Origin of the sequence: Streptomyces sp. NPDC001933 (assembly GCF_042890955.1) — a bacterium.
Taxonomy (GTDB): Bacteria; Actinomycetota; Actinomycetes; order Streptomycetales; family Streptomycetaceae; genus Streptomyces.
In genome coordinates, this window is sequence record NZ_JBIASS010000006.1 from 399,629 (window position 1) to 419,907 (window position 20,279).

General features: G+C 72.6%; 18 protein-coding genes. 7 read left to right on the top strand and 11 right to left on the bottom strand.

Annotation, left to right across the window (positions count from 1 at the left end):
- The first annotated feature begins 6 nt into the window (after positions 1-6).
- The 4 genes from ACFYY7_RS18245 (at position 7) to ACFYY7_RS18260 (ending at position 4,038) form a co-directional block, all read left to right on the top strand.
- The gene (locus ACFYY7_RS18245; RefSeq protein WP_124720016.1) at positions 7-420 is read left to right on the top strand and encodes a GPW/gp25 family protein; all 414 of its coding nucleotides are present in this window, start codon (positions 7-9) and stop codon (positions 418-420) included.
- Positions 417-2,378 carry a putative baseplate assembly protein gene (locus ACFYY7_RS18250; RefSeq protein ID WP_388662554.1) on the top strand — a complete coding sequence of 654 codons (1,962 nt, stop codon included), beginning with the start codon at positions 417-419 and terminating at the stop codon, positions 2,376-2,378. The genes ACFYY7_RS18245 and ACFYY7_RS18250 overlap by 4 nt, the downstream gene beginning before the upstream one ends.
- A gap of 5 nt (positions 2,379-2,383) precedes the next feature.
- Complete coding sequence (locus ACFYY7_RS18255; RefSeq protein WP_266731116.1) at positions 2,384-2,917, top strand: phage tail protein; 534 nt, start codon at positions 2,384-2,386, stop codon at positions 2,915-2,917.
- A gap of 305 nt (positions 2,918-3,222) precedes the next feature.
- Positions 3,223-4,038, top strand: a complete 816-nt coding sequence (locus tag ACFYY7_RS18260; RefSeq protein ID WP_388662556.1) for a discoidin domain-containing protein — start codon at positions 3,223-3,225, stop codon at positions 4,036-4,038.
- Positions 4,039-4,120: 82 nt separating this feature from the next.
- On the opposite strand, the gene ACFYY7_RS18265 is transcribed toward ACFYY7_RS18260, so the two are convergent.
- The 7 genes from ACFYY7_RS18265 to ACFYY7_RS18295 form a co-directional block, all read right to left on the bottom strand.
- Positions 4,121-5,479, bottom strand: coding sequence for a diaminopimelate decarboxylase (locus ACFYY7_RS18265; protein WP_388662557.1), 1,359 nt, complete (start codon positions 5,477-5,479; stop codon positions 4,121-4,123).
- 133 nt (positions 5,480-5,612) lie between these two features.
- Positions 5,613-7,340 carry a PucR family transcriptional regulator gene (locus ACFYY7_RS18270; protein ID WP_388662559.1) on the bottom strand — a complete coding sequence of 576 codons (1,728 nt, stop codon included), beginning with the start codon at positions 7,338-7,340 and terminating at the stop codon, positions 5,613-5,615.
- A 55-nt stretch (positions 7,341-7,395) separates the two neighbouring features.
- Entirely contained in the window at positions 7,396-8,631 is a 1,236-nt protein-coding gene (locus ACFYY7_RS18275) for a cytochrome P450 (protein ID WP_388662561.1), read from the bottom strand.
- Positions 8,632-8,653: 22 nt separating this feature from the next.
- Positions 8,654-10,048 carry an NAD(P)/FAD-dependent oxidoreductase gene (locus ACFYY7_RS18280; RefSeq protein WP_388662562.1) on the bottom strand — a complete coding sequence of 465 codons (1,395 nt, stop codon included), beginning with the start codon at positions 10,046-10,048 and terminating at the stop codon, positions 8,654-8,656.
- Entirely contained in the window at positions 10,038-10,274 is a 237-nt protein-coding gene (locus ACFYY7_RS18285; RefSeq protein WP_388662564.1) for a ferredoxin, read from the bottom strand. Before ACFYY7_RS18285 ends, ACFYY7_RS18280 begins: the two co-directional genes overlap by 11 nt.
- A 151-nt stretch (positions 10,275-10,425) precedes the next feature.
- On the bottom strand, positions 10,426-11,109 hold the full coding sequence (locus ACFYY7_RS18290) for a hypothetical protein (protein ID WP_388662566.1): 684 nt from the start codon (positions 11,107-11,109) through the stop codon (positions 10,426-10,428).
- A gap of 294 nt (positions 11,110-11,403) precedes the next feature.
- On the bottom strand, positions 11,404-12,660 hold the full coding sequence (locus ACFYY7_RS18295; protein ID WP_388662568.1) for a mannosyltransferase family protein: 1,257 nt from the start codon (positions 12,658-12,660) through the stop codon (positions 11,404-11,406).
- Between the two features lie 92 nt (positions 12,661-12,752).
- On the opposite strand from ACFYY7_RS18295, the gene ACFYY7_RS18300 reads away from it, so the two are divergent.
- Complete coding sequence (locus ACFYY7_RS18300) at positions 12,753-13,082, top strand: hypothetical protein (RefSeq protein ID WP_388662570.1); 330 nt, start codon at positions 12,753-12,755, stop codon at positions 13,080-13,082.
- A 48-nt stretch (positions 13,083-13,130) separates the two neighbouring features.
- Here the strand turns inward: ACFYY7_RS18300 and ACFYY7_RS18305 are convergent, their stop codons facing one another.
- From ACFYY7_RS18305 to ACFYY7_RS18315, 3 genes are all read right to left on the bottom strand, one after another.
- A complete protein-coding gene (locus tag ACFYY7_RS18305; RefSeq protein WP_388662572.1) occupies positions 13,131-13,628 on the bottom strand; it encodes a SigE family RNA polymerase sigma factor in 498 nt (165 codons plus the stop codon).
- A 410-nt stretch (positions 13,629-14,038) separates the two neighbouring features.
- Positions 14,039-14,731 carry a response regulator gene (locus tag ACFYY7_RS18310; RefSeq protein ID WP_388662574.1) on the bottom strand — a complete coding sequence of 231 codons (693 nt, stop codon included), beginning with the start codon at positions 14,729-14,731 and terminating at the stop codon, positions 14,039-14,041.
- Positions 14,728-15,975 carry a sensor histidine kinase gene (locus ACFYY7_RS18315; protein WP_388662576.1) on the bottom strand — a complete coding sequence of 416 codons (1,248 nt, stop codon included), beginning with the start codon at positions 15,973-15,975 and terminating at the stop codon, positions 14,728-14,730. The genes ACFYY7_RS18310 and ACFYY7_RS18315 overlap by 4 nt, the downstream gene beginning before the upstream one ends.
- A gap of 139 nt (positions 15,976-16,114) precedes the next feature.
- Between ACFYY7_RS18315 and ACFYY7_RS18320 the strand changes: the two genes are divergently transcribed.
- Positions 16,115-17,314, top strand: a complete 1,200-nt coding sequence (locus ACFYY7_RS18320; RefSeq protein ID WP_388662578.1) for a serine hydrolase domain-containing protein — start codon at positions 16,115-16,117, stop codon at positions 17,312-17,314.
- A 104-nt stretch (positions 17,315-17,418) separates the two neighbouring features.
- Entirely contained in the window at positions 17,419-18,621 is a 1,203-nt protein-coding gene (locus ACFYY7_RS18325) for a serine hydrolase domain-containing protein (RefSeq protein WP_388662580.1), read from the top strand.
- A gap of 199 nt (positions 18,622-18,820) precedes the next feature.
- Here ACFYY7_RS18325 and ACFYY7_RS18330 read toward each other — a convergent pair whose 3' ends face one another.
- The gene (locus ACFYY7_RS18330; RefSeq protein WP_388662582.1) at positions 18,821-20,242 is read right to left on the bottom strand and encodes an ATP-binding protein; all 1,422 of its coding nucleotides are present in this window, start codon (positions 20,240-20,242) and stop codon (positions 18,821-18,823) included.
- Between the last annotated feature and the right edge of the window lie 37 nt (positions 20,243-20,279).

A 20,279-nucleotide genomic window follows, 5' to 3' on the forward strand; every position in this document is an offset into this window, starting at 1 on the left:
GCGGCCATGGGACAGGAGTTCATCGGCGCGGGCTGGGCCTTCCCGCCGCGCACCGACGCCACCGGGTCCATCGCCCTGGTGCGCGGCGAGCACGAGCTGGAGGAGTCGATCCGGCTGATCCTGGCGACGTCACCGGGCGAGCGGCCGATGCGGCCCGAGTTCGGCTGCGCCGTCAACGACTACGTGTTCGCCCCGGCGGACGCGGGCACGGCCGGGCAGCTCGCGTACGAGGTACGGCTCGCGCTGGACCGGTGGGAGCCCCGGATCGAGGTCACCGAGGTCGTCGTCCGGTTCGACGAGGCGGACAACGGCGTCCTGTACATCGACATCGGCTACACCGTGCGGGGCGCCAACGACCCCCGGAACCTGGTCTTCCCGTTCTATGTGATCCCGCAGCACGAGGAGGTGGACGGCGCGTGACGCTGCCCAGCCCGTATCTGGACGACCGCCGCTTCCAGGGCCTGGTCGACGAGGCGAAACGGCTCGTCCAGCAGCGCTGCCCCGAGTGGACCGACCACAACGTGTCGGACCCCGGGGTGACCCTCATCGAGGCCTTCGCGACCATGGTCGACCAGCTCGTCTACCGGGTGAACCGCGTCCCGGAGAAGAGCTATCTGACCTTCCTCGACCTGATCGGCGTCCGCCTCCACCCGCCCACGGCCGCCCACACCGATGTGACGTTCCGGCTCTCCGCGCCGCAGCCCGATCCGGTACGGGTGCGGGCCGGCACGGAGGTCGCGACCGTACGCACCGAGACCGAGGAGGCGGTCGTCTTCACGACCGTCGGTGAACTGTCCATCGTGCCCTGCGAGTTCGCGCACCTCGCCACCTGGCCGACGTCCGGCGACGCCCTGGACCGTACCGAGGAGCTCGCGCTCGGCCGGTCCGTACCCTGCTTCGGTACCACGCCCGCGCCCGGCGACGCGCTCTACGTGGGCTTGTCCGCGGCCGTCCCCTCGGGGGTCGTCGTGCTCCGGCTGGACTGCGCCGTCGAGGGCGTCGGCGTGGACCCGCTGCGGCCGCCGCTGGTCTGGGAGGCGTGGGACGGCAGCGCCTGGGCGGCCTGCGAGGTCGAGAAGGACGACACCGGCGGCTTCAACCGGTCCGGTGAGCTGATCCTGCATCTGCCGCAGGGCCACACACCCGCCGTCGTCGTGCGCCGGACCGGCGGGTGGCTGCGCTGCCGCCTGGTGGAGGCGGACCCGGGGCAGCCCACGTACATGGCGCCCCCGGTGGTCCGCCGGATCACCGCGTTCACGATCGGCGCGACCGTCGGCGCGGTGCATGCCGAGACCGTCACCGACGAGGTGCTCGGCCCGGCCGAAGGTGTACCCGGCCAGACCTTCACGATCAGCCGCCCGCCCGTCGTACCCGGCGACTTCGTCGTCGAGGTGGCGGACCCGTCGGGAGGCGGCCCGCAGGACACGGAATGGACCCGGGTCGACGACTTCGCGCACTCCGGCCCGGAGGACCGGCACATCACGCTCGACCCCAACTCGGGGCGGGTCGAGTTCGGTCCGGCGGTGCGGGAGCGGGACGGCTCGATCCGCTACTACGGGAAGGTGCCGCCGAAGGGCGCCACCGTACGCGTGCGCTCGTACCGCACCGGCGGGGGCGTGCGCGGCAATGTCGCCCGCTCCACCCTCCGGGTGCTGCGCAGCGCCATCCCGTACGTGGCCCGGGTGGAGAACCGCAGCCCGGCGCTGGGCGGGGTCGACGGCGAGACGGTGGAGAGCGCCCGGGTGCGCGGACCGATGACGCTGCGGACCCTGCACCGGGCCGTCGTACCGCACGACTACGAACTGCTGGCCCGCGAGGTCGCACCCGACGCGGCCCGGGTGCAGTGCATCCCGGCCGGCGAGGACTCGGCCGTCGAGGCGGGCGGCGTGCGGCTGCTCGTCGTACCGGCCGGGCGCAGCGACGAGCAGGGCCGGATCCGGTTCGACGAACTCGTCCCGCCGCAGCACACCCTCGCCCTGATCGCGGGCCATCTGGACGAACGGAGGCCGATCGGGGCCCGGTTGGTGGTCGAGCGGCCCTTCTACCAGGGGGTCACGGTGGTCGCCACGGTCCAGGCCCGCAGGGGTGCCGTGCTGGAGCGCGTGCGCGAGGAGGCGCTGACCGCCCTCTACAGCTACTTCAACCCGCTGAGCGGCGGACCGGGCCGCGACGGCTGGCCGTTCGGGCGGCCCATCCAGTCGGGCGAGGCGTTCGCCGTACTGCAGCAGGTGGCGGGCGTGGACCTGGTGGAGGACGTACGCCTCTTCCCCGCCGACCCGGTGAACGGGCAGCGCGGCGAGCCCACCACCAAGATCGCGCTGGACCGGCACGCGCTGGTCTTCAGCTACGAGCACCAGCTCCGGGTACGGGAGGCCTGACCGCCATGCGCACAGCCGTGACCGGCCTGCCGACACCGCACCCGCTGATCGAACAGCTCCCGGCGGTCTACCTGGAGCAGGACTTCCTCCAGCGGTTCCTCGCGGCGCTCGACGACGTGCTCGCCCCGGTCCTGCTCTCCATCGACAACCTGCCCGCCCACCTCGACCCCCGCAGCGCGCCCGAGGACTTCCTCGCCTGGCTGGCCCAGTGGGTGGCCGTCGACACCCGCTCGGACCATCCGGTCGAGCAGCGGCGTGCGACGGTGCGCGGCGCGGTCGAGCGGCACAGCAGGCGGGGCACCCGGCGCGGTCTCGCGGAGGCGGTGTTCCTGGAGACCGGGATCGAGCCGGAGATCGTGGAGAGCGGCGGCACGGCGTGGTCGACGACGCCGCACACCCGGTTCCCGGGCGGCCCGCGGCCGTGGGTGACGGTCCGGGTCCGGGCCGCGCAGCCGTACCAGGTCGACCGGGTGCGGCTGGAGGAGCTGATCCGTACGGAGATCCCGGCACATGTGGGCTTCGACCTGGAGGTCCTGTGATCTGCGAGTCGTGCGGCCAGAACAACGCGCCGGGGACGCAGTTCTGTACGTCGTGCCAGGCGTTCCTGGAGTGGGAGGAGCCGGACAGCGGGACCCCGGCGCCTTCCACCACTCGGCCGCCCCGGGCACATTGGGCTCCCCACGTTCCTCCGGTCGCCCCGGCGCCGCAGCCTCAGCCGTCCCCTCAGCCTCAGCCGTCCCCTCAGCCGTCCTCCCAGCCTCAGCCGTCCCCGCCGCCCTCACCCCAGCCCCCCGTTGCCGCGACCGCCGCCCCGCGTCGCCCCGGTGACGAGACGAGCGAGCCCGTGCCGGGGCCCGAGGCGCTGCCCGACGTACCGCCCGAGACCGCGAACACACCCCCGGGCCCGTCACCCGTCGTGCCCGTCCGCTGCCCCAACTGCCGTACGGAGAACGCCCCGGACCGCACCCTGTGCATCCGCTGCGCGCTGCTCCTGGACCCGGGCCCGCCGCCCGATGTGCGGCCGCCCTGGTGGCGCCGGATCTTCCGGCGGCGACCGCGTCAGGCGCCCACCGCGGGCACCCGGCCGAGGCGCCGGCTGTGGCGCCGCCCCGGTCTGGCCCTGCCGATCGTGCTGATCGTGCTGGCGTGCGGCGTCTGGTTCGCCCTTCCGCACCTGTCCGCCTGGTTCGGCTTCGCCAAGGACGAGACCGGGACGCCGGAGGCGGTGCCGCCGACCCGGTTCCGGGCCTCCAGCACGGCTCCGGGGCACCCGGCGGGTGCGGCGTTCGACGGCTTCAACAACCGTTACTGGGCGCCCTCGGCCGCCGGACCCGACACCGGGGCGGGCCAGTACGTGGAGTGCGACTTCGAGCCGCCGGTACGCGTACTGAAGCTGGTGGTCTTCTCGGGCACGTCCGCCAAGATGGACGAGTTCCTCACCCAGGCCCGTCCGGCCAAGGTCACCGTTGTGCTCACCTCCGCCGACGGAACCAGCGTCAGCAGGAAGCTGCGGGTCAAGGACCAGCCGGGCCAGCAGACCTTCGACCTGCGCGGTTCGGAGATCGTCAGGGCCCGGCTCACGACCGACACCACGTACGGAGCGGGCCCCGGCCGGCGGCTCGCCGTCGCCGAGATCGAGTTCTTCGGCCGGAGGACCTGAAGCCGCAGGCCCTGAGGCCGCAGACCTTGAGGCCGCAGACCTTGAGGCCGCAGACCTTGAGGCCGCAGGCCCTGACGCGGGCTCATCCGGCGGACAGCGCCACCAGGTTGTCCGCCTGCGCGAGACCGCTCTCCTCGACGACCTCGCGCACGCTCTGCGCCTCGCGCACCAGCGCGAACCGCACCCGCCCCTCGGCGTCGGTGCGGTAGCCGTACACGGCGGGCCGGGGCAGCGAGTTGTACGAGAAGTGCGAGGAGAAGTAGTACGCCCCGGTGTCGTACAGCGCCACCACGTCGCCGGGTTCGACGGCGGGGAGTTCACGCGCGGTCGCGGTGAGGTCCCCGGCGAAGCAGCAGGGTCCCGCGATGTCGACGGTCTCGGCCGGACCCTGCTTGGGGCGGCCCGAGGCGTCGAAGACCCCGACGCGCAGCGGCCAGGAGCCGGGCATGAACACGGTACGGGTGGCGACCTGGGCGCCCGCGTGCGTGACCGCGATCCGCCGCCCCCCGGCGGACTTGGTGTACTCGACGACGGTGCCGATCGTTCCGCTCTTGGCGAGCAGCGAGCGGCCGAACTCGGTGACGAGGGTGTAGCGGCCGTCGAAGAGCCCCGGTACGGCCTCGCGGAGTCCGGCGACGTATTCGGCGTACGTGGGCCGGTCCTCCTCGCCGTCGAAGTTGACGGGCAGGCCGCCGCCGATGTCGATCCCGGTGATCCGGGCCCGGCCCAGCCGGGCGTTGATCCGCTCGGCCAGCTCGTACGCCGTGCGGATGCCCTCGGCGACGAGCGGCAGCGGACAGCCCTGTGAACCGACGTGCGCATGCAGCCGGTTGAGCCAGGGGCGGCGCTCGAACGCCTCGATCACCGCGTCCTCGGCCCCCGCGTCACGCAGCGCGACGCCGAACTTCGAGGTCGCGGTCGCGGTGCTCATCGCGCCGATGGCCCCGGCCCCGACCTGCGGGTTCACCCGGAGGCCGATGGGTCCGGCGGCTTCCCGGCCGGCCAGCAGGGCGTCCACCCGGGCCAGTTCCTGGAAGTTGTCCAGGTTGACCGCGATGCCATGGGCGAGCGCGAACTCCAGCTCCTCGACCGTCTTCGCGGGGCTGTCGAAGACCAGCCGCTCGTACGGGAACCCGGCGGCGAGGGCCTGCTCCAGCTCACCGGGCGAGGCCACCTCGCACCCCATCCCCGCGTCCGCGAGCAGCCGCAGCACCGGCACCAGGCCGCACGCCTTGGCCGCGAACGTGTGCTGCACCGGGGCGGGCCCCTCGAACGGCCCCTCGAACGCCTCGTTCAGCGCGTCCACCGCGGCGAGTACACCGTCCACGTCGAGCAGACCGACCACGGGCGAGTGCGGACCGAGCAGCCCGTCCCCTACGGCACGCGTCAGCGCCACCGTGCGGCGGTCACCGCGCCGCCCGGCCGCCGAGCCTGAAGTCATACCAACCACCACAACGCCCCTCCGTCTGTCTCGCCGTCACCTACGGACAGCTTCGGCGCGCGGGGCCCGGCGCGTCTTCGACCGACACGACGACGCCTGCCCGGATCCTTTGCCCTTCCGGACAACCGAACGATCAACGGCGGCGCGTACGGTCCGTACCGGGCGGCCGACGGGCCGCGAGCCGCAGCCCGATGTCCGCCAGCAGCCGCACGGCGGGGTCGGCCGGATCGACGCCGAACAGCTCCCGGGCCCGGCGCAGCCGGTACCGCAGGGTGTTGGGGTGCACATTGAGGCACCGCGCCGCCGCGCCCGCGTCGCAGGACGCGTCGAGGTACGCGGTGACCGAGTCGCCGTACGCCGAACCGTGCGCCCGGTCGTGCTCCACCATCGCGTGCACCGGCCCCGACAGCGCCCCCCACAACGGCTCCACCCGGTCGAGCAGCCGGAGCACCGTCGCCTCGGGGACCACCTCGTCGTACGCCGCCACCGCCGACACCACCTCCCCGGCCGGCCGCCTCGCGGCCCGCTCCCGCAGCACCCGCACCACCAGCTCCGCGGCCTCCCGCGAGGCGGGCAGCCCCGACAGCCCGGCCGCCACCGGCCCGGCACCCGCGAGGACCACGTCGCGCGGCACCGACCGCACGGTCGCCAGCAAGGGACGCGACGGGTCGGCCTCCCCGTCCCCGGCCGGGACCAGCACGTACAGCTGCCGCCCGGACCGCGCGGTCACACACCCCGGCCGGTACGCGGCGGCCTGGAGCGCGAGCACATCCAGCACCCGCTGCCCGGCGGTGGCGGTGGAGAGGGCCTGTTCTCCGTGCACGTCGTACGCCTCCGCGACCACCACCGCGTACGGCCGGTCCGCCGTGATTCCGGCCTCGTGCGCGGCCCGGACGTTCCCCTTCAGCAGCGTGTGCACCGCCCCTTCCCGGGCCCTGGCCGCCGCCCGGCCCCAGGTCTGGTGGTGGGACAGATGGGGCACGGTGGCCCGCGCCGCGGTGCGCAGCGCCGCCTCCGCGTCCCCGGCGAGCGGCCGTCCGTCGGCGGCGGCCCAGATGGAACCGAGCACTTCGGGCCCGTGGCGGACCGCGATGGCCAGCCGTTCGGCGTACCGCGCGTCGGCGGGCAGCCGCACCACGTCCTCGGTGCTCCACAGTGCCTGGAAGAAGCCGCTCTCGCGGAGCTCGACGACCCGCCAGCGCGGGACCTCCTGCCCGAGGATCGTCAGCCGGCGCATCGGATCGGGTTCGTGGTCCAGCCGCGAATAGGCCAGCACCCGCGACTGCGGGTCCTCGATGGTGATGGCCCCGCCGACCAGGTCCGCCACCGTATTGGCCAGCCCGGACAGGTCGCCGAGCCGCAGCGCCCCCACCCCGGCACTTCCGGCGGCCCCGGCCGGGGCACTGTGCACCAGAGCGGTCCGCAGCCGGCCGAGCACCTCCGTCCACCCCTGCCCCGGCCGCCGGGCCAGCAACGCCGTACGCCCCCGGCCCGCGGCCTCCAGCAGCGCGGCCCGCGGCCCCCGGGCGCCCCGCCGCATCACCACGGCCGCCGCCCCGGCCCGGTCGGCGGCGCGCAGCACGTCGACCGCCTCGGGCGAGGCGACCTCCACACCGACCGCGAGCAGGACCGGCCCGGCCGCCGCCCACGCGTCGTCGAGCCGTTCCGGGGCACCGTCCTCGCACTCCGCGCCGCCTTCGTCCTCCCGCACCTCGCCCGGGTCGAGCAGCACCACATCGGTCACCGGCACACCGGTGCCGCGCGGCGCCACGACGACATCGAGCATTCCGGGGTCGATCAGCCCGAGGATCTGCTCCAGCGAGGGCCCGGTCTCGTGCCGGTCCGGTTCGTGCGTCGGCATCCGCCCATCATCGTCCGGACGACCGGCTTCAGGAACGGAGCCTGTCGGGCCGGCTTCAGGAACGGAGCCCGTCGAACGAGACGTTCAGATGACGGGGCCCGCGCAGCACGGCGTTCTGCCGGTACGGGGGCGGGTCCTCCACCAGCCGTGGGGCGTCGAGCCGCCGGGCGAGCGCGGTCAGGGCGAGTTGGGCCTCCAGCCGGGCGAGGGGTGCGCCGAAGCAGTTGTGGATGCCGCTGCCGAAGCCGAGGTGCTGGATGTCCGGCCGGTCGGGGTCGAAGCGGTCGGGGTCGGGGAACCGTTTCGGGTCCCGGTTCCCGGCGGCCAGGACGAGCCAGACGGAGGCGCCCTTGGGGATGGTGGTGCCGCCGATGTCGATGTCCGCGAGGGTGGTGCGCTGCGGGAGCAACTGCACGGGCGGCTCGAAGCGCAGCAGCTCCTCCACGAGCGGGACGGCCAACCGCGGGTCGTCGCGGAGCCGTTCGAGGACGTCGGGGTTGCGCAGCAGGGTGAGCGTCCCGTTGGTGATGAGGTTGACCGTGGTCTCGTGACCGGCGATCAGGAGCAGCGCGGCGGTGCTGAGCACTTCAATCCGGGTCATCTGCCCGTCCGGGCCGTGCTGGGTGACCAGCGCGGAGAGCATGTCGTCGCCGGGGGCACCGCTGCGTTCGTCGATGAGCCCGGAGAGGTACATCCCCAGCTCGGTGCGGGCCTCGTGGGTGGCGCGGCGCTGCGCACCGGGGTCCCCGCCCGGGTCCGGGTCGAGCCCGGCGGCGATGGTGTCGGCCCAGGCGTGGAAGCGTGCCTCGTCCTCGCGCGGAACGCCCAGCAGCCGGCAGATCACGGTGACGGGGAAGGGGTACGAGAAGTCGTCGACGATGTCGACCTGCTTCCGGTCCCCGAACCCGTCGATGAGGCCGTCGACGATCCGGGCCAGCTCGCCGCGCATGCCGTCCACGCGCCGGGGCGTCTCCGGCGGCCCGAACGGGCGCATCGTCATCCGGCGCAGCCGGTCGTGCTCGGGAGGGTCCAGCCGCAGGAAGGCGGGCGGCAGCGGTGAGTCCTCCTCCTCCTGGAGCAGGGTGCCCGCGGCGCCGGGGGAGAGGTTGCGGGCGTCCGAGCTGATCCGGGGGTCGTGCAGCAGACTCTTGATCTCCCAGTACGTGCTGACGACGAACAGCTCGTCGCCCTCCTGCCGTACCGGCTTCTTGCGCAGTTCGGTGTAGAGCGGGTACGGGTCGGCACGGTTGGCGTAGTCGATGATCTGCCGCAGGAGCGTGTCTTGCGTCATGGTGGCGGGGTCCTTGCTGGGGTCAGGCCCGGGCGGGGGTGAAGGTGATCCGCTGGTCGGTCGGTGAGTAGCCGCTGACGGTGACGGAGGGTCCGTGGGTGGGCAGGGAGGGGTCCGGGAAGTCGGCCGGGACCGGCCGCAGGCCTTCGGGGCGGCGGTCCACCGAGGGGTACTCGGGCGGGAACGCAGCGGCCGTTTCGATCTGCCGCTGGTAGAACTCCAGCCACTTCGTCTGGTCGAAGGAGACCGCGGCGATGACCCGGCCCTGGTACCCGTACACGCCGGTGAAGCGGTGGTCGGCGAGCGAGCCCTGGGCGACGATGACCTCCTCGCCCAGCGAGGGGACGCCGACCGACTTGATGTTGACGCCGAACTGGGAGGACCAGAAGGCCGGTACCCACAGATGGGGGCGGCGTTCGGAACTGCTGCTGATCATGTTGTGCGCGGCGGTCTCGGCCTGCGCGACGGCGTTGCCCCAGTGCTCCAGGGAGAGGAACTGGTACCCGAAGATCGCGTGCGGGGACCGGGCGACATCACCGGCGACGAAGATGTCGTCGGTCACGATGCCCCGGACGTCGAAGGCCCGGCACCCCGCGTCGCAGGCGATTCCGCGCGGACCGGCGCCGACCCCGGATCCGGCCAGCCACTCGGTGTTCCGGGTCGCGCCGAGCGAGACGACGGCGACATCCGTGTCGAGGGTGGTGCCGTCGGACAGGTGGGCGCGCCGCAGCCGGCCCGCCGAGTCGCCCTCAAGACCGGTGACCATGATTCCGCAGCGCAGGTCCACCCCGTGTGCGCGCTGGAGTTCCGCGGCCACCTGGCCGACCACCCCGCCGAGCGCGCCCACCAGGGGCGCCGCCCCGCGTTCGGCGACGGTCACCGGCAGCCCGCGCTCGCGGCAGGCCGAAGCGATCTCCGAGCCGGTGAAGCCCGCGCCGATGACGAGCACCTGGCGCGGCGACGCGGCCAGCCGCCGCTGGAGCCGGGCCGCGTCGTCGCGGGTGCGCAGCACGAAGACCCCGTCCAGCTCGGCCTCCGTCGGATGCGGCCAGGGCCGGGCCCGTACCCCGGTGGTGATCAGCAGCCGGTCGTACTCCACCTCGCCGCCGTCGGCGAGCCGCACCCGCCTGGCCGCCATGTCCAGCCCGGTGGCGGCGACCCCGAGCCGCCACTGCGCGTCGATCCCGCGCCGCCGGGGCAGCTCGGTGCGATCGGCGGACGCGTGGCCCAGCAGCACCTGTTTGGAGAGCGGCGGACGGTCGTACGGTTCGTGGGGCTCGTCGCCGATCAGCGTGAGCGAACCGGCGAAGCCCTCCTTCCGCAGCGTCTCCGCGGCCCGGAGACCGGCCAGGGAGGCGCCGACGATCACGATCCGCCCCTCGCGCCTCAGCCACTCCAGGGCGTGGTCACCGGACACCGGACAGCCCCTCTCCCACCGCGGCCGGTGCCTCGTCCAGGCCTTCCACCAGGATGGCCTGCACCGGACACGCGGTGGCGGCACGCAGTACATGTTCGCGCTGGGCCTCGTCGGCGTGGGGGTTGTACAGGAGGGATTCCTCGCCGTGCATGGCGAAGACATCGGGTGCCAGGAAGGCGCACTGCGCGTACCCCTGGCACCGGTTGAGATCGACGACAAGCCTCATCAATGGGCCGCCCTTCCAGTAGTACTCCGAGCACTCCCGGCTCAGCGTGCGAGGGCCGTTCCGGATCCGCGAGCACAGACGGACCGATGGAGTTATCGCCGGACCGATGGAGTACGGCTGGACCGGCGGAGTCATCGGCGGGCCGGCGGGGTCACTGTCTGACCGGCGGACTCGCGGCACCCACCACGAGGATGTGGAGGCCGACGCCCAGTGCCCACAGGGGGAACACCAGCTCGGACCAGGCGACGCTGTTCGTCACGAAGAGCAGGGTCAGACCGGTGAGGGCGCCGAGGACCGTGAGCGGGCGCGGCAGGACGCCGAGCCGGTGCCCGATGGCGGAGGTCGAGAAGATGAAGACCGCGGCCATGCGCATCGAGTAGGTGGTCAGCAGGCCGTACGTGAAGTGCCCGCCGAACACCCACAGTTGACCCCCGCGTTCGGCCCCGGGCGAGCCGGCCGTCGCCAGCAGGCTGCCGGCCGCCGCCGCGGACCCGAAGAGGGTCGCCACGAAGACCAGGCCGCTGCCCAGGAAGACGGTGGAGAGGAACTTGTCCTCGGCGTCCCCGATGCGTGAGCGCACGGCCCCCATGAACCACAGGAAGGAGATGCCTGCGAACGGGACGAGTTCGAGCGCCGTTTGCACCGTGCGCCGGCGCGAGGGATCGGTGAGCCACTCGCCGGAGCCCTTGCCCGGCTCGAGCGGAATCGCCAGCCGGATCATGACGATGGCGGCAGCGAGCAGCAGGGCGAAGACGACCCCGGCCGTTCCCGCGGCCCGCGGGGTGCGCAGGGCCCGGCCCCGGTCGTCCGATCGTGTTTCCGGTCGCGGCTCCATGGGCGTCCGCTCGCCTCCTCCGGCTCCGGGGCCGTCACCGGCCCGACACCCCCGGGACCAGCAAGCCCCCGAGCGGGCTCCGGTGCCACCTGGACCGGGCGGGAGGGTGAGCGGGGTGATCAGCACCTGGGTGGGCTTCGCCGAGTCCGGCCGGACGGACTGGCCAGGCTTCCGCGGCGCGGACGGACATGTGCAGACCCTGGCCTCGGACACCTGGCAGCGCGCGGACTTCGCACGGGACCACCACGACCGGTTCTGGAAGAGCCTCGGCCGACCTCGGGGCGGTGGGCCGGGTCAGCCGGCCCACCGCCCCGAGAGGAAGGTGACGGCGACGATCGTCGTCAGCGGCGCCGCGACGGTGAGGTAGACGGTCCTGACGCGCGGGCTCCGCAGGCTCCAGGCGGCGAGCCCGGTCCACAGGGGCCACCACAGCAGGGTCGCCCGGGGCATGGAGGTGTACCAGTAGGACGTGCCCAGCGCCCACAGGCTGAGCGCGATGTACGCCGCCTCCGCCCAGCGCCGCCGCCGGAGCAGCAGGCCGCACAGCACCAGGCCGACGACCATGGTGAGGAGTTCGGCCTGGCACATCAGGGCGTACCCGGTGGCCTGGGAGTGCCCGAAGGCGGCGTGCCAGGTGTTCCGCCACGCCTCCCAGGGGGTGTGGAAGTCGCGGTACCAGCCGCGTTCCTCGGCGTGCTTCCAGGCCATCCAGTCGCCGGTGTGCGCGTGGAGGTACCAGCTGTGGAGCAGCGGCGGCAGGGCGGGCAGCGCCAGCCAGGGGAGACGGCGCCAGTGGGCGGGGGTACGGGCGGTCACCAGGAAGTGGACCGCGAGGGCCGCCGCGAGAAAGAGCCCGCTGACCCGGACGGTGGTGGCCAGACACGTGAGTACGGCCGCCAGTGGCCAGTTGAGCCGCTGGGCGGCCAGCCAGGCCGGGAGGGCGAAGGCGAGGAAGAGCGCCTCGGTGTAGCCGGCGGCGAGGAAGACCGCGCACGGGGACAGCAGGAAGAACATCGCCGCGCGCGGCCCCGCACCGCCCTGCGGCAGGTGCAGCCGGGCGATCCGGCCCAGGGCCAGTACGGCGACCCCTCCGGCGACGAAGGAGATCAGCGCGCCGGCGGCCGCCCAGCTCGGCACGACGGTGTGCACGGCCCGCAGCAGGAACGGGAAGCCGGGGAAGAAGGCTTCCCGGTTGTCCCAGTCGGCCGTCCAGGGACCGGTCCCGTCCGGGAAGTAACCGGACTGGGCTATGTGCAGGTAGTGCCACCAGTCCCACCGCTGCCACGACGAGAGGAGGGAGCCGGCGTGACGCGTCCCTTCCCGGTCGGGAAACAGCCACTGGGTGCAGTAGGCGGTGGTCCAGATGCCCACCCGGGTCAGCAGGTAGAGCCACAGCACCTCACGGTCGGCGGGCCCGATCCGCAGCACCGGCCGGGCCGAGGGCTTCCTGCCCGGTGCCGGGGCGTCGCGGGGCGCGCCGGGAGCGGCCTCGGCCCCGCGGGGCGGATGCTCGCGCGGCGGCCGTGGCCGTCGGGCGGTGGAAAGGCTCACAGCACAATCTCCAGCGTCGGTTCAGCGCACACCGAACAGCCCGGTCGGGAACGGGCAGCAGGTCGGTCGGTCAGGTTCAGGAGGGCGGCAACGTGGCGCTCAGGCTGGGTGTCGCCGGCGATGTCGACGGGCTCTCGGAAGGGGGGCTCGTCGGCGGCAGACTGGTCCGCGGCGAGGAGGGCGTGGAACTCGGCGAGGCCGGCGAGCTCGGCGAGGGCGAGAGCCGGGGCGAGGGAACGGGCGAGGGAGTGGTGGCGGGGACGGGCGTGCCCGTGCCGTCCGGCACCAGCGAGGCCACGGCAGCGCCCGTACCCGAGAAGACCAGGCAGGCCCCCACGGTCAGCGCGACGATCCGGCGCCTGCGTACGCGTTCGCCCCGCTCGGCGATGTACGACGGAGGCGCCGAACGCGCCCGCGACTGACCGGCGGCGGCGGCTTCCTTGAACAGGGACCTCAATGGGTCGTGGGCTTCAGACACTGGGCCCCTCCTCGGTACGCGGATCCTGCAGACGATGAGAGAGCGTGGCCCGGCCCCGGGACAGGTGCGTCTTGACGGTGCCGGCCGCCAGACCGGTCTCCAAGGCGATCTGTTCGACGGTCAGATCGCAGACGTAGTGCAGCGCCAGCGTGCGTCGCTGCTTGGACGGCAGCTCCCGCAACGCCTCCACCAGGGCCACCGTCTCCGGCCCGGGCGGCTCCGTATGGGGAGGCGCACCACTGCGCTGCCAGGCATCCGCCGCCCGCCGCCGCCCCCGCCACCGGCTCACCGCCAGCCGCCAGGCGACCGTGCGGATCCATGCCTCGGGCTGCCCGTCACGATCGAGCTGACGCCGCCGGCTCCACCCCTTGACGAACGCTTCCTGCACCACGTCCTGCGCTTCGTGCTGGTCGCCGAGCATCACGAACAACTGCCCTGTCAGCCGGGCGGCCGTCTGCGCGTAGAACTCTTCGAACTCCTCGACGGTCAACAAACAACTCCTGGATCTCCTCGGTCTCACCCGGCATACGCCCGGCACCCCTCATCCGGATGACACGGAACCCGAAGAAATCGGGTGACGGTGATCACACGACCCCGGACCGTGGCGCGCCCGGACGCCCTGACCACCGACATCCAGTCGCGCAGGAGAAATAGGCACCAAAACCCTTGACCAGTGAGAAATTAGGAGGAAAATCATCAATACACCAGAAAACCAGAGCGAGCCGCACCGTCGGCAGAGACGTCCGCCGACCCGCGTGACCCACTCGTTGGCTCTGGCCAGGCCCCCGGCAGATCCTCCGGATCCGGAGCTTTCAGCGACGGTTGAAAGTCCCGGCACCGAGAAGGACTACCGGGGACTGCATGTGTGCACCCACGCCGTGGAAGAGGGGCGGAAGCCGGTCAGCCGGTGAAGCCCGGGACCATCAGGCCGGACTCGTACGCGATCACCACCGCGTGGGTCCGGTTCTGCGCGCCGAGCTTGGTCAGTACGTTCCCGACGTGGGTCTTGACCGTCTCCAGGCTCACCGTGAGGGACTCCGCGATCTCCGGATTGGAGAGGCCGGTGGCCATCAGGCGCAGCACCTCCTCCTCCCGGCCGGTCAGGTCGGCGTGCGGCAGGGCCTCGGCGGAGCCCAGCGGGCGGGCGGCGACCATGCGGCCCAGCGCGGCCGGGAAGAGGACCGCCTCGCCCGCCGCCACCACGCGGACCGCCTCGGCGATCCGGCGGACCGGGAGCCGCTTGAGGACGAAGCCGCTGGCGCCCGCGCTGAGGGCGGCGGTGACGTAGCCGTCGTTCTCGAAGGTGGTGATCACCACTACCTTCGGCGGGTCGGCCACCTCGGCCAGCAGCTGGCGGGTGGCCTCGATCCCGTTGCGGCGCGGCATCCGGACGTCCATCAGGACCACGTCCGGCCGCAGGCTCCGCGCCCGTTCGACCGCCTCGACGCCGTCGGACGCCTCGCCGACCACCGTGATCCCCGGCTGTGCGGCGAGCAGCATGCCCAGTCCGCTGCGGGTCACCTCGTCGTCGTCGGCGATCAGCAGGCTGACGGCGGGAAGGGCCGCGGCATCGCCCGCGTCGGATGCGTTCACGCCGACATCCGTACCGGCAGCCGGACGGCCAGCCGCCAGTGCTCCGTCCCGTCCGGGCCGGCCCGGAACTCACCGTGCAGCAGCCGGACGCGCTCGGCCAGTCCGGACAGGCCGTGGCCGGAGGTCGGGAAGGCCCCCGGACCCGCGCCCGGGTCCGTACGTGCCCCGGTCCGGTTGACCACCGTGAGGTCCAGCGCGTCCGGCCCGGCCGCCACCTTGATGCCGATCGGGCCGCCCGCCCCGTGACGCAGCGCGTTCGTCAGCCCCTCCTGGAGGATCCGGTACGCCGCCCGGGAGAGCGTCCCCTGCACCTGCGCCAGCCCGGCCGACAGCTCCGGCTCCACCACCGCCCCCGCGTGCCGCAGCCGGTCCAGCAGCCCGGGGAGGTCGGCCAGGGTCCGGGTCGGCGCCGTCCCCGACTGCTCCTCGCGCAGCACTCCGAGTACGTAGTCCAGATCCTCCAGCGCCGCCCGCGTCGACTCCTCGATGCTGCGCATCGCGGCCCGCGCCGCCGCCGGATCGGCGGAGAGCATCTCGCCCGCCACCGCCGCCTGGATGGTGGCCGCCGTCAGTGTGTGGCCGATCGAGTCGTGCAACTCGTGGGCGATCCGGTTGCGTTCGGCCAGCAGCATTTCGCGCTCGGCGGCCAGCGCGAGCCGTTCGGCCGCCGACGGCCCCAGCAGCCGCGGCGCCGACCACCGCAGGGCCTTCGTCACCAGTACGCAGATGGCCACCGCCAGCACGATGAACACGGCCGCCATCACCCAGCTCCACCCGCCCGACGCCTGGACCGACGTACCGAACAGGCTCAGCCGCGCCTCGCCGCCGATCCAGTTCCCCGGCAGCGCGATGCCCATGACGAACAGCACCCCGCTCGCCAGCGCCCCCATCCACCCGACGGCCACGTGCAGCACCAGCCAGAGCGGGGTCCGCCAGCGGTCGAGGCCGGGTGAACCGGAGGTCCGGCGACCGGCCACCGGATCCGGCAGCGGCACCCGCAGCAACCGACGGGCGGCCACGACCAGCGCCCGCCGTACGGGGCGCACCAGCCCGGCCGAGCCGACCAGAGCCGCCCAGACGAGCAGGACCAGGACGATCTGCACGCTCTCGGGTGCGGACGGCCACAACGCCGCGGGCAGCAGGGCGAAGGGCAGCAGCGGAAGGCTCACCAGCGCGCCGCAATAGGCGAACAGCACACCCGTGTACGTGGAGCCGCGCAGCAGCGGCCGGATTCCCCAGGTCATGGGCGTCAGTATCACCGGGCGGCCCACCGGCAGCCTCCCCCGATCGGGGGAGCGTTTTCTCCCGCCTTGCCGCGATGCGGTCGAGGGTCCCCGGAAACCAGGATCGTGCCCTGACCGAACGATTCCCGGGAGTTGACTCATGCGTGCTCGGAACCAGCAGGGCCTTCGTACCTCGACCAGGCAGCGCGGCGGCGGCGGGCGGCGACGAACCGTGTCGGCCGCGGCCGCGATGGCCATCGGCGCCATGACACTGGCCGCCTTCGCCCCACCCGCCTCCTCCACCTCTGTCGCCGCCACCACCACCGTCACCGCCAGGCCGGACGCCGTCCAGCAGGCCCTGAACACGCTGGTGCGCGGCGACGGGATGCCGGCCGCGCTGGCGAGCGTCAAGGACCGGAACGGCCACACCCGCACCTACACCGCGGGAGTCGCCGACCTGGCCACCGGCTCGAAGGTGCCCAGGGACGGTCGGATTCGGATCGGCAGCAACACCAAGGCGTTCACGGCGGTCGTGGTCCTGCAGCTGGTCGGCGAGGGGAAGATCGGCCTCGACGCGTACGTCGACACCTACCTGCCCGGCCTCGTCCGCGGGGAGGGGATCGACGGGCGCCGCATAACCGTCCGCCAGCTCCTCCAGCACACCAGCGGACTCCCCGAGTACGGCATGCACATCGACGACGACGAGCTCCGGCACCGGTACTTCGAGCCGCGCGAGCTGATCGACATCGCCCTCCGGTACAAGGCCGACGCGGCTCCGGGCGAGACATGGGGGTACAGCAACACCAACTACGTCCTGGCCGGCCTGATCGTCCAGAAGGTCACCGGCCGCCCCCTGGCCGAGGAGATCGACCGGCGCGTCATCAAGCGCATCGGGCTGCGCCACACCTACTTCCCCGCCCCCGGCGACGTGACCATCCGGGGGCCGCATCCCCACGGCTACCACCGCAGCCCGGCGGACGGACCGCTGCGCGACTTCACGGAGATCGACCCCTCCGCAGGCTGGGCGGCAGGCCAGTTGATCTCCACCAACTCCGACCTCAACCGCTTCTTCACCGCGCTCCTGGCCGGCCGCCTCCTCCCGGCGGCCCAGCTCGCCGAGATGCGCACGACCGTTCCCGCCGGGACCTCCGGCCTCCGCTACGGGCTGGGGCTAACGAGCAGGCCGCTGCCGTGCGGCGGCGTCTACTGGGGCCACGGCGGCGACATCCCGGGGTACGAGACCCGGGGCGGCGTCACCGACGACGGCCGCGCCGCCAACGTCACGGTCACCAGCATCCCGACGGACGAGGCGGCAGTGCAGCACGTGAAGGACGCCGTGGACCGCGCGCTGTGCGGATGAACCACGCACGGGCAACCCGCAACCCGCAACCCGCGCCCGCAACCCGAACAGCGATCCAACGGCCCAGCGATCCAACGATCCAGCGATTCCCCAGGAGTTGACTCATGCGTGCGCAGACACGGCAAGGACTTCGCTCGCCCGGCCGCCGACAGGGCACCCGGCGACGGGCCCTGACCACCGCGGCCGCGATGGCCATCGCCGTCATGACACCGGGCACCCTCGTCCCGCCCGCATCCGCATCCGCATCCGCATCCGCATCCGCCTCCGTATCCGCCTCCGCCAGGCCGGACGCCGTCCAGCAGCCCCTGGACGCACTGGTGCGAGACGGCGGGATGCCGGCCGCGCTGGCGAGCGTCAAGCACCGGAACGGCCACACCCGCACCTACACGGCAGGAGTCGCCGACCTGGCCACCGGCTCGAAGGTGCCCAGGGACGGGCAGGTACGCATCGGCAGCAACACCAAGACCTTCGTCGCGGTCGTCGTCCTCCAGCTCGTCGCGGAGCGGAGGTTGGCCCTGGACGCCGACGTCGACACCTACCTGCCCGGCCTCGTCCGCGGGGAGGGGATCGACGGGCGCCGGATCACCGTCCGCCAGCTCCTCCAGCAGACCAGCGGACTCCCGAACTACAGCAACCACCTCGGGGACGACGTCCGGTACTACGCCCCCCGCGAACTGCTCGCCACAGCCCTCCGGCACCCGGCCGACTTCGCCCCCGGGACGAGTTGGAAGTACAGCAACACCAACTACGTGCTTGCCGGCCTGATCGTCCAGAAGGTCACCGGCCGCCCCCTGGCCGAGGAGATCGACCGGCGCGTCATCAAGCGCATCGGGCTGCGCCACACCTACTTCCCCGCCCCCGGCGACGTGACCATCCGGGAGCCGCACCCCCACGGCTACTACCGGGAATCGGCGGACGGACCGCTGCGCGACATCACGGAGATCGACCCCTCCTGGGGCTGGGCCGCAGGCCAGATGATCTCCACCGGCTCCGACCTCAACCGCTTCTTCAGCGCACTCCTGGCCGGCCGCCTCCTGCCCCCGGCCCAGCTCGCCCGGATGCGCTCCACCGTCCCCGCCGAAGCGACCTTCGGCCCCGGCGCCCGCTACGGACTCGGCCTGGTCAGCAGGCCGCTGCCGTGCGGCGGCCTCTCCTGGGGCCACGGCGGCAGCTTCCCGGGCTACGAGACCCGGGGCGGCGCCACCGACGACGGCCGCGCCGCCAACGTCACGGTCACCACGCAGCTCACCGACGAGCCGGGCCGGCGAACCCTCGAACGCGTCGTGGACACCGCCCTGTGCCGCTGAACCCGCCGCGGAGCACGAACGTCGAAGGGCCCCGCAGCAAGCTGCGGGGCCCTTCGACGCATTGCCCGGTGAGAGCAATGGCGGAGGATACGAGATTCGAACTCGTGAGGGGTTGCCCCCAACACGCTTTCCAAATGTTCGTACGGTCAGGGCGGAGGCGATTGCAACCAGAACTGCAACCGCAGGAGTCGGCCCCTGATCACGCCCTGCGCCAGGCGCCCAGCAGTTCCTCGGGCCCGTACGCTGCCTGGAGCCCGGAACAGATCGTCCCGTTGCGCGAGACCGCCACGAGCGGTACCGGCTCGTCGGTGATCGCGGCTCGGTGCTTCTGGAGCGCGGCCAGGTCGTGGCTGTCGAACGCGGAGTTCTCCAGCCACTTGACCGAACCGAGGAAGAGCAACTCCTTGGCCACGGGCTGCCGGTCGGCGCCGACCAAGTCGATTTCGACGTCGTTGCTGCGGGTCCAGTACCCGCCGATCGCGGGGGCGGCGGGCAGGAGCTCGTCCGGCAGGAGGCGGGCGAGGGATTCCCGGACGAGGGGTTCGATCGCACGGCCACGCCAGCTCGTCCACTGCTCCTGGATCCGGCTCAGTGTGAGGTCTCCCCGCATCCGCTCGATCTCCGCCATGTGCGGATCCAGGAATGCGAGCCAGAAACGGAGGTAGGGATCGGCCACGCGGTAGCGGCGTTCCTTCGACGGCCTCAGCGAGAGGGGCAGCTCGGCTGCCACCACCCGTTTCTCGGCCAGGACGTCAGTGGCTCGGGTGAGAGTGGTGTGGGCGATACCGCCCGCCGCGCGAGCGATGTTGGTAAAGGTCCTCTCCCCGCTTCCGATGGCCCGTAGGACTTCCCTGCTCATCGCCTGTGGTGGAAACTCCGCGGCCAGTGACCGCTCGGCGGAGACCAGCAGCGCCGAGATCGGGTTATCCAGCGAGTCGCGGAGGAACTCCCGGACGTCGGCCCCGGGCCGCCACTCTGCGCAGATCAGCGGAAGTCCGCCCGTGATCAGGGCGGCGTCGAAGGCGGCCGCCGGCTCAAGACCGAGCATCTCGCCGATGTCGGCCGGGTTCAGCGGCCCCACGACCATTTCCCGGCCCCTTTGATGGAAGGGGCGGTCGTAGCTGTTCAGCACCTCCATCATCGACAGGTCGGACCCGACCAGGAGGAGGAGCACGGGTTTGCGGCTGAGCAGACGGTCCCATGCCCGTTGGAGCATGCCCTCGAAGGCGTCGATGCGGTCCATCAGGTACGGAACCTCGTCCATGACGACCACGCTCGGGTTGTCGTCGGGAAGGCTCTCCGCGAGCAGCCTCAATGCCGCATTCCATTGCTCTGGAGCCTCCTCCGAGAACAGTTCCCGCTCCGGCAGGGTGGATCTTGCGGCGGCGTCGAGCAACTCCGTCAGCTCGTCTTCCGCCGTGCCGCCCGCCGCGGTGAAGAACAGGTACGGCACCTCGGTGCGCCGGAGAAACTCTTCGACGAGGCTGGACTTGCCGACCCGCCGCCGTCCACGCATGAGGATGCACTGCCCCGGTTTCACCGACCCGACGGCATCGTGAACCGACTGCAAGGCATTGCCGAGCACGTTCAGCTCGCGATCCCGTCCGATGAAGCGCCGCATGGAAGCCTCCCATGAATAATACTATCGACAGAGATAG

Bases quoted from the DNA above. Each gene is read 5' to 3' on its own strand.
- ACFYY7_RS18320 (WP_388662578.1), top strand. From the start codon at position 16,115: ATGCGTGCTCGGAACCAGCAGGGCCTTCGTACCTCGACCAGGCAGCGC.
- ACFYY7_RS18255 (WP_266731116.1), top strand. From the start codon at position 2,384: ATGCGCACAGCCGTGACCGGCCTGCCGACACCGCACCCGCTGATCGAA.
- ACFYY7_RS18275 (WP_388662561.1), bottom strand. From the start codon at position 8,631: ATGACGCAAGACACGCTCCTGCGGCAGATCATCGACTACGCCAACCGT.
- ACFYY7_RS18265 (WP_388662557.1), bottom strand. From the start codon at position 5,479: ATGACTTCAGGCTCGGCGGCCGGGCGGCGCGGTGACCGCCGCACGGTG.
- ACFYY7_RS18330 (WP_388662582.1), bottom strand. From the start codon at position 20,242: ATGCGGCGCTTCATCGGACGGGATCGCGAGCTGAACGTGCTCGGCAAT.
- ACFYY7_RS18325 (WP_388662580.1), top strand. From the start codon at position 17,419: ATGCGTGCGCAGACACGGCAAGGACTTCGCTCGCCCGGCCGCCGACAG.
- ACFYY7_RS18315 (WP_388662576.1), bottom strand. From the start codon at position 15,975: ATGACCTGGGGAATCCGGCCGCTGCTGCGCGGCTCCACGTACACGGGT.
- ACFYY7_RS18245 (WP_124720016.1), top strand. From the start codon at position 7: ATGGGACAGGAGTTCATCGGCGCGGGCTGGGCCTTCCCGCCGCGCACC.
- ACFYY7_RS18285 (WP_388662564.1), bottom strand. From the start codon at position 10,274: ATGAGGCTTGTCGTCGATCTCAACCGGTGCCAGGGGTACGCGCAGTGC.
- ACFYY7_RS18270 (WP_388662559.1), bottom strand. From the start codon at position 7,340: ATGCCGACGCACGAACCGGACCGGCACGAGACCGGGCCCTCGCTGGAG.
- ACFYY7_RS18290 (WP_388662566.1), bottom strand. From the start codon at position 11,109: ATGGAGCCGCGACCGGAAACACGATCGGACGACCGGGGCCGGGCCCTG.